This is a genomic window from Methylotenera sp. E1MeOHC1, from assembly GCF_058745595.1.
Genome location: NZ_CP196025.1, coordinates 355,064 through 370,525, shown reverse-complemented (window position 1 = coordinate 370,525; position 15,462 = coordinate 355,064). Strand labels below are relative to the sequence as shown.

The window sequence follows — 15,462 nt, the reverse complement described above, 5'->3', positions numbered from 1 at the left end:
TTACACTATCTCATTAGCAGGCTTACCAATGAAGTAACCTTGTGCGTAATCAACACCATAGCTTCGCAGCAGCGTCAGGCAGCGCTGATCACCCACAAACTCTGCCACCGTACGCTTACCAAAACCACGCGCCACCTCTGTTAGCGCCCTTACAAATATTTGGTCATCTGTACTATCGGCAAGATTACGGATAAAAGAGCCGTCAATCTTCACATAGTCCACAGGGAAGTGCTTCACGTAATAAAAGGAGGAGAAGCCAACGCCAAAATCATCCAACGAGAAAGCGCAGCCTAACGCTCGTATCGTTTCAATAAATGCTTGTGCCGTAGCAAAATCAGCCACCGCCGCGGTTTCTGTAATTTCAAAAATAATATGCGAAGGCAATTCCGGGTGCTGTAAAAACAAACTTTGCAATAAGGTCAGCATGTTTTCATCATTCATGCTGTGGCCTGAGAGGTTAATGGCAACTTTGCGATCCTTACCTTCTGCCAATAGCTCTGCCCAACGTTTGATGACAGTGCGCACTACATAATGGTCAATTTGTTTAATCAATCCTGAACGCTCGGCAAACTCGATAAATTCACCAGGCGGCACCATTTCACCATTCTCATCAACCATGCGCACCAGTGCTTCGTAGTGACTAATGACATTTTGATGAATGTCCAGAATTGGCTGGTACTGCATGATAAAGCTTTGCTCACGCAGTGCCTGTTTGATACGGTCTTCCCACAGCACTTTTTGCTCAAGCTTTTGCTGCAAATGTTCACCTTCAGAAAACACGTGCATACGTGCGCTACCGGTTAATTTAGCCTGATACATGGCAATATCGGCATTAGCCAGTAAGCGCTTAGCATCACGATTATTAGCATTCACCGCCACAATACCAATACTTGCTGTGATGTGGTGCTCACCTGCCAGCCCCGGATATTTAATCTCACCCAACTGGCGGTTAATCTCTTCAGCAAGCTTGATTGCCCTTGGCAAATCACAATCCAGCATCAAGATACCCATCTCATCACCGCCCAGCCGCGCGAGAATATCCTGTGTGCTGCAGATATTGGACAAGATGTCCGCCACTGTACGCAACACCATGTCACCAGCCGTATGCCCTGAAATATCATTAATATACTTAAAGCCATCCAAATCCAGATAAAGCAAAGCATCGCAGGCATCCGTTCCGTCCAGCCTCACGATTGCCGCTTCTATTTCCTGCATAAAGCGCTGACGATTGATCAAACCGGTCAACTGATCATGCTCGGCCAAATAAAGACTTTTCTCCTCACTTCTTTTACGTAGGGTAATATCAACCCCTACCGACAAAATCTGCACCTGCTCTCCATCCATCCGCGAATGATGCCATGCTATCTCACGCTTCACATCATGGTTACACAGCACGGCACACTCGTGATAATGATAGTCAATGTTATTTGAAATAATGCCTTGGTACACTTGATGCAGTTGCCCACGTGCGTCCGGCTTTTCAAATGCATTGATTAAGGATTTCCCTTGCAAACTACGCTCGTCCCAGCCTAGCAACTGTTCACCATAATGATTGATGCTGGTTACTTTTCCATCCGCATCCTGAGTCACAATCACCACTTGCGCAGTATCTAGAATACGCTCTGAAAACTCGTTCGCCTGTGTGATACGGCCCAACATGTCCAAAATTTCAGACTGATGCAGAGTCGCATCCCGCTCAAGCGACTGCAAACGATCGGTCAGTTTCAGTGCTGCCTCAGCTAGCTGATCCACCTCATCAACAAGTACTGGGTTTTTACGTATTTTAATTTGGGCACGTACAGCCTCAAACTGCCGCTGCCCTAAAAACGGAATCGCTTTAACTGCATTAGTAATACGTTTTAATGGGTTATTCAGTAAAAGATAAATCGCCAGCAGCATGAACACCGCAAAAATAAAGCCAAACTTTAAGCGCTGCAATGTGGACTCATGCGTCTCCAGCACTTGTGTCGTTACATTCTCAATCACCACCACCATGGCTGGCACATTTACTAACTTATGCTCAATCGGAAAAAAAACAACATCGTAATATTTGTCAGTAAAAGCCAAGCGCTGCCAAATATGTTTACCCTTCTCCAGGGCAATACTTTCCAACTGCTGTAACAAAGGTAAATTGATATTGGCATTGGATAGGCCGGCAATACGCAAACCTAGCTTAGGCAAGGCATTTTGGTAATGATTGGCTTCACTTTTTAGTACAAAGCCAACATCCGCGCCAGAAAAGCGATTAAACGATAAGATTAGATCCGCCATGGAGGATGCGACTACAACCGCACCGCTCACCTTGCCATTGGCAAGCATAGGCGTTGTAGCATACTGCAAACAAACTTCAGTACAATCTATCCATGTGAGGCTAGACTCTTGCCGAATCGCCTCGGCAACCTGCTGTGCTTCCAAGGCATTTTGCTGCCGCAACCCAGCCCACTCAGCCAGCATGTGCTGGTGTTGATCGTAAATGCGGATTGACTCTAAGCCATAATCTAATTGCAACGAAGCCAACGCCGAGCTCACTCGAGGCCCCAGCCATTTTGAATTAGTAGTGCCCTTTGTTGCCAGCGTAGCATCCACACTCACCATGGTTGCCACTAATGAAGAAACCTGTGAAGTTTTTAACGAAAAATCTGCCAGCATCGCCTTAAACTGTACTAGGTAGCGCGCATGCACAACATCACGTTCATGCTTCAAACGTTCTGCTTGGCTTAAATAAGCCCAACTGATTAATAATAAGGTCAGCGTCACGAAAACCAGACCTAACAAGGTCATGATTTTCCATTTCAGGCTCACAAAAACTTCTGGTATTTTGCTCAGGAATAACATGTTTGATTTAGCCCAAGCACTTAGAAGCGATAAGAAGCAAGCAATATCAACATATCCCAGTCTTTTTCTAGTGCGGCAGGATTTGAGTTTTCCAGCGGTGATAGCCAGCCAGCACCATTGATACGATGTGCTTCGGCACGTAAGCTAAAACTTTCGTTCACGTCATAGCGCACGCCAGCAGACCAGTCTTTACTATAGAGCATAAAGGCCGGAAGCCCTGTCGTTGCTTGCCACTCCTTACCATGACGATCTGAACGGTCTCTATAAAAAGCATCATAGCGGGTAAAAACTTCCCACTTGGATGCCGGACGGTAGGCTGCCTGCACATAAAAGCCATCTGCGCTTGTTTTACTATCCATGAGTGGGCCAAACCCTTTAAACTCAAGAAATTCAAGTAAGTACTCGGCGGTTAGGCTCCATTTCTCAGCATTATATTGTGCTGACAACAGGTAAGGCACTAAGCTAATATCACCACTAGATAAGAAATCAGTGGCTTTTCTGTCGTATTCTAACTTGACGTTGGCTGCTGTAAATCCAAGCCGCCACTGACCGTTATTACTATCAAATGAGAAGTTCACCAACTGCGTCAATTTAGAGTCTAACCGACCGGGCATGTCCCTGCCTAAAAACGTAGCCTCTGTCGATTTGCCGTCTGCCTGTGGGTAGCCCAAGTAATATTTGATGCCAAAATTACCGTAGTCAGAAACCGCGTTATGATAAAGCGATAAACCATCGGCTGACTTTTGTAACCGACGCGTCACATCAAAATAAATAGGTTGCGGCAAAATAGCTGAATCACGGGTAAATGCAACATCACCAGTTTCAGCATAAAGACCATAAGGCACCCTGACTCTACCAAATCGCACACCAGAGCTACCCCAATCACCGGAAGCTGCAGTCCAGTCAACAAAGGCATGCCCAACTCGTAGCTCCCCATTGTCATTCTCACCAGCCTTACGAGAAATTAATTGTGTTGAGAACTGTAATTGAGGTAACGCACGATAAGTAGCATTTAAGCCAACCTCACGAAAATCATAACTAATATCATCGCGGCTTTTACCCAAGAAGTTGTTACCGGTGGTATTCACCATCCCTTGTGTAATAAACCCATGCAGTTGTAGCTTGCCATCCAGCATATCAACCGCGTAAGCTGCATTGCACGTAAATACAGAGAGCGCCAGCACCCATCTCGCAAACAATTGCTTGAGGCGAGGTTGATTAAATCTAAGTCTATTGTGATATTTGAAGTATACGTACATCTTGATTCACCTCTTGCAACAATAGATAACCTACGCTACCAGGCGTAGCTTTCACTTTCGCGAGCATCTCTTGTGCAGATGATACTTGCTCAGGATATTGCCCTAAGCCTGCGAATACCTGCCTGTCCCAAGCACGCCTGAGCTGACGTGGGAAAAATCTCAACACTTCTTTGCTAAAAACTTCATGTGTGGGATTTGAATCTGAGAAAACATAGACTTTTACGGGAGTGCCATCACTCCACTTGGTTTGGTTCATCACAAAAATAGCGCGCAACGTATTGGCACTAATGACACCGGGGTTAAATGATGAGGAAGAAATGACTGCGACTCTTGAGCCAACATTAGCATCAACGCTCGCAGCAAGCGCTGGTGGATGCAAGAGTACTACAATTTGAATAAATATTATTAGCTGCCAAATTCTCATTATTATTTACTTTGTGCAGAATATTTGTACCAATTATCACTGAGATATTTAAATAATGCTACAAAAAAATAATGGGGCAATTTTAGTGATTCAAACTTATTTTTCAGCAGTAACAAAAACAAAAAATAGCACCATGATTTTTGGCAATTACAACAATGCTACAATTGCGATTATTGATTGTTGTAAATTATCTTAAAAAATTGAAAAAAATCGTTATCTTTGGTGTGGGCCTGATTGGTGGCTCGGTTGCACTCGCTTTAAAAAAAGCAGGGAGTGCGGCACAAATTATAGGGGTGGGTCGCTCCACTGAAAGTTTACAGTCCGCATTGGATTTAGGGGTGATAGACGTTGCCTGTAGCGACGCCAGCCAAGCAGTGCACAATGCCGACATTGTGCTGATTGCCGCGCCAGTAGCGCAAACAGCCAGCATACTTAATGCCATCAAACCAGTTTTAACATCAAACACTGTAATTACAGATGCAGGCAGCACTAAAAGTGATGTACTTGCCTGTGCACAAGAAATATTAGGCGAGCAATTTAATCAGTTTGTGGGCGGCCACCCAATTGCAGGCGCTGAAAAAAGTGGCGTGACTGCGGCCACTACAGACTTGTACCGCAATAAAAATGTGGTGCTAACGCCAACCGATACAACCAATGCTGATGCAGTTCAACGTGTGCGTGAGTTATGGCAACATTGCGGCGCAAACGTCACCGAAATGCCAGCAGCAACGCACGACAGTATTTTTGCCGCAGTCAGCCATCTGCCTCATTTACTGGCCTTTGCGCTGGTAGATGACATCGCATCGCGCAACAACGCAGAACAACTGTTTGGTTTTGCCGCCAGTGGCTTTAGAGACTTTACCCGTATTGCAGGCAGCCACCCTGAAATGTGGCGCGATATTAGCCTAGCCAATAGAACTGCACTATTGAGTGAAATTACGGCATACCAAGATGAACTGTCGCGATTAAAACAAATGCTGGAACTCAGTGACGGCGATGCTTTGCATGCGCTATTCGAGCGTGCCAGTACAGCGCGTAACAACTGGGCAAAGCTTAAAGAGCAATAACCAACAATAAAGAATTAATTATGGAACAACTCACACTGGCCGCAGGCCATCAGGCACAAGGCACGCTTACCCTACCCGGCTCAAAAAGCATTTCCAATCGCACACTGCTGCTGGCAGCACTCGCCAATGGCACAACAGAAATACGTGATGTATTGGCGTCAGACGACACCTCCCGCATGCTGGAGGCGCTAGCAACCTTAGGCGTACAGTTAGAGAACTTTGCTGAAAACGCTTGGCGTGTCACAGGCTGCGGTGGCAACTTCCCTAATAAGGAAGCTGATTTGTTTTTAGGTAATGCAGGTACAGCGTTCAGACCGCTTACCGCTGCCTTAGCCTTGGCTGGCGGCAACTACCAACTGTCTGGGGTTGCTCGCATGCATGAGCGTCCGATTGGCGATTTGGTCGATGCGTTAAAGCAGGCCGGTGCTGATATTCAATATTTAGGTAACGATGGCTTTCCACCGCTAAAAATTGCTGCACCTCAAGTAGATTTATCCAAACCGATTAAAATTCGCGGTGATGTTTCTAGTCAGTTCCTTACCGCACTGCTGATGGCACTGCCATTAACCAAACAGCAAGCCACGATTGAAGTGGTTGGTGAATTAATATCCAAGCCATATATTGAAATTACCCTCAATCTAATGGCAAAATTTGGCGTGCAAGTAGTACGTAACGGCTGGCAAAGCTTCACTATTCCAGCCAACAGCAACTATATTGCCCCACGAGAAATTTTTGTAGAAGGCGATGCCTCCAGTGCCTCATACTTCTTGGCTGCCGGTGCTATTGCAGGCAATATCACGGTTGCGGGTCTAGGCAAAGACAGTATTCAAGGTGACGTACGTTTCGCAGATGCACTATCGCTGATGGGCGGCAATATCAGCTATGGCGATAACCATATCACCGCAACTAAAGCAGCCAATATCAACACCATAGATATTGATTGCAACCACATTCCGGATGCAGCGATGACACTCGCAATTGTGGCCTTATTTGCAAAAGGCACCAGCACTTTGCGCAACATCGCAAGCTGGCGCGTCAAGGAAACTGACCGCATTGCGGCTATGGCAACTGAGCTACGCAAGGTAGGCGCGATTGTAGAAGAAGGTGCGGACTACATCACCATTACACCGCCGGCAGCCTTAATACCGAACGCAGTCATTGACACCTACGACGATCACCGCATGGCTATGTGTTTTTCACTGGTTAGTCTAGGCGGTGTGCCTATCATTATTAATGACCCTAATTGTGTAGCTAAAACATTCCCTAACTATTTCACTGAGTTTAAAAAACTGGTGTCATAGCCTCATACTGGCCCCCTGCTGCTACATTGTTATTAACACTACGATAAACTTTATAAATGAACAATAAGCAAGAACATCCAATACCTGTCATTGCCATTGATGGCCCTTCTGCTTCTGGTAAAGGTACCGTAGCACAATTGGTTGCCGACAAACTAGGCTTTGCCTATCTGGACTCTGGTGCACTGTATCGCGTTGTTGCATTCGCGGCACATCAAAACAACATCGCCTGGGATGACGCTGACGCAGTAGCAGAATGCGCAAAGTCATTACAAATCAGATTCATACATGACCAAGTGTTGTTAAATGGGCAAGATATCTCCAATGAGATTCGTACCGAGCTCATGGGTAAAGGCGCATCACAAGTTGCTGTGCATGCGCCAGTGAGGGCGGCTTTGGTAGATTTGCAGCACAGCTTTCTGCAGGCCCCGGGCTTGGTTGCCGATGGCCGTGACATGGGTACGGTCATTTTCCCATCCGCCCCACTCAAAATCTTTCTTACTGCATCAACTGAAATTAGAGCAGAACGCCGCTACAAGCAGCTATTAGGCAAAAACCAAGCTGCAAACTATGAAAATATCTTGCAAGACCTGCAAGAGCGCGATGCTAGAGACAAAGGACGTGCGAGTGCGCCGTTAGTGATGGCAGAACATGCCGTCCTGCTCGAAACTGACAACTTAAGTATCGTAGACGCAGTAAACACCGTGCTAGATGCTTTTGAAAATTGCAACAGCTAAGCTAACACTCATCTATAAAGTAAGGCCTTAGGCTGTATAACTGAAAATTAAAACGACGAACATTTCGAAATAAAATCAAGATTACATTGCAAGCTATTGATTTCACCAAAAATAGTGCTTAAAAACTTTTTTTATACGAAAAAAGTATGAAAAATATTAGTAAAAATTCATTAATAGTCTTTTATTTTTCAATGTTTTAGTTATAATTCCATCTTTGGGCTGCATAAGCTTGGTATCGTCCTACGCATCATCACCGATGCGTAGCTTTTTAACTACCCCACTGCTAGGTGGGATATTTTAGGTAATTTTATTTAATGGCTTCTACTTCTAATTCTACTGCTTCATCTATGGAATCCTTTGCTGCGCTTTTTGAAGAAAGCTTAGCTCGCCAAGAAATGCGTTCTGGCGAAGTGATCACTGCTGAAGTTGTTTCTGTTGATAATGATCATGTGATCGTTAACGCAGGTCTTAAATCTGAAAGCGTAATCAACGCTGACGAATTCCGTAACGCTCAAGGCGAACTTGAAGTTCAAGTGGGCGACTTTGTTAAAGTAGCAATTGAGAAGCTAGAAGACGGCTTCGGTTCAACTGTACTTTCACGCGAAAAAGCTAAACGCATGGAAACATGGTTAGACCTAGAAGATGCAATGAACGAAGGCCGCATCATTAAAGGTTTCGTAAGCGGTAAAGTTAAAGGCGGTTTACGCGTATCTGTAAACGGCATCATGGCATTCTTGCCAGGTTCATTGGTTGACGTACGTCCAGTAAAAGACACTACTCCATTCGAAAACAAAGAATGTGATTTGAAAGTGATCAAACTAGACCGTAAACGTAACAACATCGTTGTTTCACGCCGTGCTGTAATGGAAGTTTCTGCTGGTGCTGACCGCGAAGCTTTACTAGGTACATTGGCTGAAGGTGCTGTTGTTAAAGGTATCGTTAAAAATATTACTGACTACGGCGCGTTCGTAGACTTAGGTGGCATCGATGGCTTGCTACACATTACTGACTTAGCATGGCGTCGTGTAAAACACCCATCAGAAGTATTAACAGTGGGTGAAGAAGTTGAAGCTAAAGTATTGAAATTCGATCAAGAGAAAAACCGCGTTTCATTGGGTATCAAACAATTGGGCGACGACCCATGGGTTGCATTAACACGCCGTTACCCAGTAAGCACACGCTTGTTCGGTAAAGTGTCTAACTTGACTGACTACGGTGCTTTCGTTGAAATCGAACCAGGTATCGAAGGTTTAGTTCACGTTTCAGAAATGGACTGGACAAACAAAAACATTCACCCAGGCAAAATCGCTCAATTAGGCGACGAAGTTGAAGTAATGATTCTTGAAATCGACGAAGCACGTCGTCGTTTATCATTAGGTATGAAACAATGCCAAGCTAACCCTTGGGATGATTTCTCTGCAACTCACGCTAAAGGCGACAAAGTTTCAGGCCAAATCAAATCAATCACAGACTTCGGTGTGTTCATTGGTTTGCCAGGCGGCATTGATGGTTTAGTTCACTTATCTGATTTGTCATGGGCACAATCAGGTGAAGAAGCAATTCGTAACTTCAAAAAAGGTGACGAATTACAAGCTGTGATCTTAGCTATTGACGTTGAAAAAGAGCGCATTTCTTTAGGCGTAAAACAATTAACTGCTGATCCTTCAGGTGCTACTTCTGAAGAAAAATCAGATGCTAAACCTAAAGCTAAATCTGCTAAATCAAAAGAACCTGCTCAATTGCCAGATGATGGCGCGGCTGCTGGTACAACTAACCTTGGTGCGCTATTAAAAGCCAAGTTAGACAGCAAGAAATAATTAGCCCGTTATTTAGTATCAAGAAAAAAAGGCATATAAGCATGACAAAATCTGAGCTAATCACACTTCTTGCAGAACGTTTTCCGCAATTAGTGATGAAAGATGCAGAGCTTTCAGTGAAGGCAATATTGGACGCGATGTCTGATAACCTGGCGACAGGCGAACGCATTGAAATAAGAGGCTTTGGCAGCTTTAGCTTGAACTACCGTCCACCGCGTTTGGGTCGCAACCCAAAAACCGGCAGCAAGGTTGAGGTACCTGAGAAACATGTACCTCACTTTAAAGCGGGTAAAGAACTACGTGAACGTGTGGATTTAAGCTAGCATTTGCTTTTAAGTTCCAGTCTAAACGGCAACCATCTGGTTGCCGTTTTTTTTATGATGCCATTTCTTATAATGCCATAGTCAAATAAGGTAAAATGATAACAAGCTTGGGTTATCTACCTTAGTCAGGTTAAGTAACGTATTACCATAACTTTGCACACACTCAGCACCTAAGCGCACAACCTTAATCAATTAATAAAGTAGAATAAAATGGAATTTGAGTTCTGGTGGCTATTGGCATTACCTTTATTCTTTAGCTTGGGCTGGATAGCCGCACGAGTTGACCTTAAGCAGCTTCTGGCTGAATCAACCGCCCTGCCTGCCGCATATTTTAAAGGCCTGAACTTCCTGATCACCAATCAGCATGACAAAGCGATTGAAGCTTTTTCAGAGGCAGTACAAGCCAATACAGACTCGCTCGAGCTACATTTTGCACTAGGTAGCCTATTTAGAAGACGCGGTGAGGTGGATCGCGCCATTCACTTACACCTGAACTTACTTACAAAAAAAGAACTAGAACCACAACAAAAACTTGCCGTTACCGCAGAGCTTGCGCAGGACTATCTAAAAGCAGGCCTATTTGACCGAGCTGAAGAACTATTTGAGACTTTAGATGATGACCGCTATCGTCAACCGGCACTACGTGCATTACTTGAAATCTATGTACGTGAACGTGAATGGGAACGTGCAATTAAAGCAGCTACCGAGTTGGAGCGCCTTTCAGGTGTGCCGTTCCGTGTTGAAATCTCACACTACTATTGCGAAATGGCGGTTAAATCTAAACTTGCAAACGATACTCATAGTGCAAGGTTTGAGTTAGACCTAGCGCTCAGCGCCAATAAAAACTGCGTACGTGCCAATGTATTACTTGGCGACTTAGAAGCAGAGTCTGGTGAACACAAAGCCGCTATCTCTACTTGGAAGCGCGTAGAGTTTCAAAAACCTGAATACCTAGGCTTAATCGCCCCTAAGTTACTCGCCAGTTACCGCAGTTTAAATGCAACCGCTGAGGGGCTTGCCTTACTCAATACATATTTACAAACCTACCAGCTAAACTCATTGCTCAATGTACTCTATGAGGCAACCTTAGCAGAAGAAGGCGCAGAAAGCGCGGCTAAACTGGCACGCACAGAACTGATTAAAAAACCTAGCTTAAACACGCTAGACTTGTTACTACAGGCACGTGCCATTGTAGAAACTAATCAACCCAAACAAAGCAACTTACAAGACACACAACTGATGCAGCAGGCGGTGCGTCATGCAATTGGTAACAAAACTGCCTACCATTGTGAACAATGCGGCTTTAAAGCTAAATACCACCACTGGCAATGCCCAGCTTGTAACGCATGGGAAGCACTCCCATCAGAACCTACCGCTGTTTAATTAAACGATACATACTATGACTACTTCATTACAAACCACTCAACAAGTTGACCCAAAAATCATTGTTGCACTCGATTATGCTGACAGCGCAAGCGCGCTAAAACTAGTAGCGCAGCTAGACCCTGCCCTTTGCCGCCTAAAAGTAGGTAAAGAGCTATTCACCAGTGCAGGCCCACAATTTGTTGAAACCCTAGCGCGCTCGAATTTTGGTGTATTTTTAGATTTAAAATTCCACGACATCCCTAACACCGTTGCTAAAGCTTGTTCCGCAGCGAGTAACCTCGGCATTTGGATGCTCAATGTGCACGCAAGTGGCGGCACAGAGATGATGCAGGCAGCAAAGCAAGCGGTTGACTCTAGCACCACCAAGCCTCTACTGATTGCGGTCACTGTGCTGACCAGCATGAACCAGCAAACCTTAAATCAAATTGGCATCCAAACAGATATCGCCACCCATGTACTGAACCTGGCAACGCTCACTAAACAAGCTGGTCTGGATGGTGTGGTTTGTTCAGCATTAGAAGCCGAAATATTGCGCGCTAAATTAGGCCAAGACTTTTGTTTGGTAACCCCAGGCATTCGCCCTGCCAATGTCAACAAAGATGATCAGTCGCGCGTTGTCACTCCTGCAGATGCACTAAACATGGGATCTAGCTATCTAGTGATAGGCCGACCTATCACGCAGGCAGCGAATCCGCTAAAAGCATTAGAAGCGATTCATGCTGAGTGCGTATCTTAATCTATCGTTGTATCGAGCTTGTTTGATATTAACTGTTTAAGCTATGATGGGCATCGCATTGTTTAGTTTTTAAAACAATATTAACGAATAGTCTGAGAACCTAACGGAGAATTAAAATGAAAAAAATGTTACTAGCATTATTTGTTTTCTTAAGCTTTAGTATCAGTGCGCTAGCCGCGGTGAACATCAACACCGCAACCCAAGCTGAATTGGAATCCCTCAACGGTATTGGCCCAGTAAAAGCACAAGCAATTATTGATTACCGCAAAAAGAATGGTAATTTCAAATCAGTAGATGATCTCGAAAAAGTAGATGGCGTTGGCGCAGCCACCCTGCAAAGCGTGCGTAAAGATGTGTCAATCAGCGGAAAATCAGCAGCTGTAGTAGACGCTAAAGCAAATGACAGCAAGCCAGCCAAAGCCCCTAAAGCAGTTGGTACAGAGAAGGCAGCTGCCGCAGGCAAAACTACCGATACGAAAGAAGTAAAAGCAACAACTGAGAAAAAAGCGACTAAAGCTGACAAACCAGCTAAAGAGCCCAAAGCGGCAAAAGAGGCCCAAGCAGTAGGTACAGATAAAGCTGCTACTTCAGGCAAAACTGCTGACGCAAAAGAAACCAAGCCTGCAAAAGAAGAGAAACCAGCGAAGGCTGATAAAAAAGCAACTGAGAAAAAAGATACAAAAACTACAGATACAAAAACAGAGAGCAAGGCAAAGAAATCCACAAAAACCGATAAAAAAGCTACTGCTGACAAAAAAGAGTAGTGTTCAATCGATAATAGAAAAGCCGCTAATCGCGGCTTTTTTATTATACTATCTGACCTAATTAATTAGTCATCATGGCCTTGATGTCTATGTTTGTAGTGACCCTTGCCATGTTTGTGCTTACGTTTGTAATCACCACCACCGGTTCTAGGCGCAGGTTCATCAATCACTTTACCTACAACCGCACCACCTGCACCGCCAGCAGCAGCGCCCACTACAGCACCAGCCGTGCTACCACTCACTTGGCGGCCGACATAAGCACCACCTGCACCACCTGCTGCGCCACCAATTACTGCACCAGCCTGGCCTTTACCTTTAGTGGTTACTGCACCACCAAGACCGCCGCCAACAGCGCCGCCAACAATCTCACCCGTACTACCACCAACCACGCTGCCAATAGCAGTACCTGCAGCAGCGCCTAAGCCGCCGCCAATGGCCGTTTTAGCATTGCTATCTGCAGCCATAGATTGCCCTGAGAGCAGTAACATTGCCAACAACGTAGCATTAATATATTTCATTTAAGACCCTTTCTTAAGTTAGATAAACTTGTACGATTCTCACTACACAAGCCTAAACTTTAATTTAAAACAATCAGATTATTCCAACTTTCCTGTAGATTACTTACAAGAAAATAAGTTTAATAAATCTTATTTAACACGCATGCCAGCTTGCGCGCCGCTATCCGGACTTAATATGTATGGGCCACCGCGCTCATCACTAGCTGCCAGCACCATGCCCTCACTCATGCCAAACTTCATTTTACGTGGCGCCAAATTAGCCACCATCACTGTCAGACGCCCCACCAAACTAGCAGGGTCATAAGCGGATTTAATACCAGCAAACACTTGACGTGGTTTATCCTCACCAATATCGAGACTAAGCTTAAGCAACTTCTCGGCGCCCTCTACATGTTCTGCGTTCACGATTTTGGCAATACGCAAATCCACCTTAGTGAAGTCATCTATACTAATATACTCAGCTTCTGCTGCATCTGCACTAGCGGCTTGCTGATGCTCAGCATGGCGCTGTTGAGAATGCGGCGCTGGTGTTGGCGTTGCTTGTAAGTTCTCTTTATTCGCCTCGGTCATCGCTTCAATTTGCTTACCTTCAACACGAGTGATCAAATGCTCATAAGCATTAATATGATGTTGCGGCGATAAGGATGTAGCCACAGCATTCCAGCTTAGTGGCGCAATATTCAAGAACTGCTCAATCTCACCAGCCAGTTTTGGTAACACTGGTTTCAAGTACAGTGTTAATAAACGGAACATTTCCAAAGCATCTGAACATACCTCTTGTAAAACTGCATCCTGACCTTCTTGCTTTGCCAGCACCCATGGCGCTTTTTCAGCCACAAAGCCATTGGCAACGTCTGCTAAACGCATGATTTCACGCAACGCTTTACCATACTCACGCTCGGCATAACTCTCGGCAATCGCATCGGCTGATGCTTTGATTTCTGCTACCACAGCATTATTAGCAGATGGATTTAATTGCCCTTCAAAACGCTTATTAATAAAACCAGCGGTTCTGCTGGCGATATTGATGTATTTACCCACCAAATCACTATTCACACGTGCCACAAAGTCTTCTAGATTAAGGTCGATGTCTTCCATTGTGCTGTTTAATTTAGCCGCATAGTAATAGCGCAAATACTCTGGATTCTTAATATGGTCTAAATAGCTGCGCGCAGTAATAAACGTACCGCGTGACTTACTCATTTTTTCGCCGTTTACGGTTAAGAAACCATGCGCAAAAATTTGGGTAGGTTTACGATGCCCAGAGAACTCTAACGTAGCTGGCCAAAATAAAGCGTGGAAATATAAAATATCTTTGCCGATAAAGTGATAAAGCTCAGTCTTGCTATCTTTGGCCCAGTACTCATCAAAATCCAACCCAGACTTTTGATTTTCTGCACACAGCTTTTTAAAGCTAGCCATGTAACCAATTGGCGCGTCTAACCACACATAAAAATACTTACCTGGCGCATCAGGGATTTCAAAGCCAAAATAAGGCGCATCGCGTGAAATATCCCAATCGTTCAGACCATTTTCAAACCACTCACCCATCTTGTTAGCAGCTTCACCTTGCAATGTGCCAGAGCGTGTCCAATTTTTTAAAAACTGCTCGCATTCAGATAGTTTAAAGAAATAATGCTCGGTCTCTTTACGCACTGGTGCCGCACCAGACACAGCAGAATAGGCATTAATCAGCTCGGTCGGGTTATACGTTGCACCGCACACTTCACAGCTATCACCGTATTGATCTTTAGCATGGCACTTAGGGCACTCACCTTTAATAAAGCGATCTGGCAAGAACATGTTTTTGACTGGGTCATAAAACTGTTCGATAGTTTTAGTTGAAATCTTGCCCGCTGCTTTTAGTTTTTTATAAATACTTTGTGAGAGCTCTTTGTTCTCAGGCGCATTGGTAGAGTAGTAGTTATCAAACTGCACTAGGAACTCTGAAAAGTCTGCAGAATGTTCTTTGTGTACATTGGCAATCAATGTTTCAGGGGTAATGCCTTCTTTTTCAGCACGTAGCATGATAGGCGTACCGTGTGTGTCATCTGCACATACATAATGCACATGATGACCTTGCATTTTATGAAAACGTACCCAAATATCAGTTTGGATATACTCTACTAAGTGGCCTAAATGAATACTGCCGTTAGCATAAGGCAGTGCTGAAGTAACAAGAATTTTACGAGGATTATTTGCTGTTGCCATGAGATAAATGAATCTATTGAGCTAAAAACCACATTCTAACAAATGCGGCATCGTTCACACAGCAATGATTACTGTTTTTAGGAATGC

13 protein-coding genes are annotated in these 15,462 nt (G+C 44.6%); 8 read left to right on the top strand and 5 right to left on the bottom strand.

What is annotated here, in order from left to right; translation table 11 throughout:
- The 3 genes from ACSSU7_RS01660 to ACSSU7_RS01650 are packed head-to-tail and all read right to left on the bottom strand — an operon-like array spanning position 1 to position 4,518.
- Positions 1–2,835, bottom strand: a complete 2,835-nt coding sequence (locus ACSSU7_RS01660; protein ID WP_492517010.1) for a bifunctional diguanylate cyclase/phosphodiesterase — start codon at positions 2,833–2,835, stop codon at positions 1–3.
- A gap of 20 nt (positions 2,836–2,855) precedes the next feature.
- Complete coding sequence (locus tag ACSSU7_RS01655) at positions 2,856–4,094, bottom strand: TonB-dependent receptor (protein WP_492517009.1); 1,239 nt, start codon at positions 4,092–4,094, stop codon at positions 2,856–2,858.
- Positions 4,066–4,518 (bottom strand): substrate-binding domain-containing protein, encoded by a 453-nt coding sequence (locus ACSSU7_RS01650; RefSeq protein ID WP_492517008.1) that lies wholly within the window; start codon positions 4,516–4,518, stop codon positions 4,066–4,068. The genes ACSSU7_RS01655 and ACSSU7_RS01650 overlap by 29 nt, the downstream gene beginning before the upstream one ends.
- 200 nt (positions 4,519–4,718) lie before the next feature.
- Between ACSSU7_RS01650 and ACSSU7_RS01645 the strand changes: the two genes are divergently transcribed.
- The 8 genes from ACSSU7_RS01645 (at position 4,719) to ACSSU7_RS01610 (ending at position 12,646) form a co-directional block, all read left to right on the top strand.
- Positions 4,719–5,585, top strand: coding sequence for a prephenate dehydrogenase (locus ACSSU7_RS01645; protein WP_492517007.1), 867 nt, complete (start codon positions 4,719–4,721; stop codon positions 5,583–5,585).
- A 20-nt stretch (positions 5,586–5,605) separates the two neighbouring features.
- Complete coding sequence (gene aroA, locus ACSSU7_RS01640) at positions 5,606–6,886, top strand: 3-phosphoshikimate 1-carboxyvinyltransferase (protein WP_492517006.1); 1,281 nt, start codon at positions 5,606–5,608, stop codon at positions 6,884–6,886.
- A gap of 56 nt (positions 6,887–6,942) precedes the next feature.
- Positions 6,943–7,620 carry a (d)CMP kinase gene (gene cmk / locus ACSSU7_RS01635; RefSeq protein WP_492517005.1) on the top strand — a complete coding sequence of 226 codons (678 nt, stop codon included), beginning with the start codon at positions 6,943–6,945 and terminating at the stop codon, positions 7,618–7,620.
- 314 nt (positions 7,621–7,934) lie between these two features.
- Positions 7,935–9,437 carry a 30S ribosomal protein S1 gene (gene rpsA, locus ACSSU7_RS01630; protein WP_209308718.1) on the top strand — a complete coding sequence of 501 codons (1,503 nt, stop codon included), beginning with the start codon at positions 7,935–7,937 and terminating at the stop codon, positions 9,435–9,437.
- Between the two features lie 41 nt (positions 9,438–9,478).
- Positions 9,479–9,760, top strand: a complete 282-nt coding sequence (locus tag ACSSU7_RS01625; protein WP_015832458.1) for an integration host factor subunit beta — start codon at positions 9,479–9,481, stop codon at positions 9,758–9,760.
- Between the two features lie 210 nt (positions 9,761–9,970).
- Positions 9,971–11,143, top strand: a complete 1,173-nt coding sequence (lapB, locus tag ACSSU7_RS01620; protein WP_492517004.1) for a lipopolysaccharide assembly protein LapB — start codon at positions 9,971–9,973, stop codon at positions 11,141–11,143.
- Positions 11,144–11,159: 16 nt separating this feature from the next.
- On the top strand, positions 11,160–11,882 hold the full coding sequence (gene pyrF, locus ACSSU7_RS01615) for an orotidine-5'-phosphate decarboxylase (protein WP_492517003.1): 723 nt from the start codon (positions 11,160–11,162) through the stop codon (positions 11,880–11,882).
- Between the two features lie 116 nt (positions 11,883–11,998).
- Complete coding sequence (locus ACSSU7_RS01610) at positions 11,999–12,646, top strand: ComEA family DNA-binding protein (protein ID WP_492517002.1); 648 nt, start codon at positions 11,999–12,001, stop codon at positions 12,644–12,646.
- A 65-nt stretch (positions 12,647–12,711) separates the two neighbouring features.
- Here the strand turns inward: ACSSU7_RS01610 and ACSSU7_RS01605 are convergent, their stop codons facing one another.
- Together ACSSU7_RS01605 and metG are read right to left on the bottom strand one after the other, a co-directional pair.
- Positions 12,712–13,164 (bottom strand): YMGG-like glycine zipper-containing protein, encoded by a 453-nt coding sequence (locus ACSSU7_RS01605; protein ID WP_492517001.1) that lies wholly within the window; start codon positions 13,162–13,164, stop codon positions 12,712–12,714.
- Positions 13,165–13,293: 129 nt separating this feature from the next.
- Entirely contained in the window at positions 13,294–15,375 is a 2,082-nt protein-coding gene (gene metG, locus ACSSU7_RS01600) for a methionine--tRNA ligase (RefSeq protein WP_492517000.1), read from the bottom strand.
- Between the last annotated feature and the right edge of the window lie 87 nt (positions 15,376–15,462).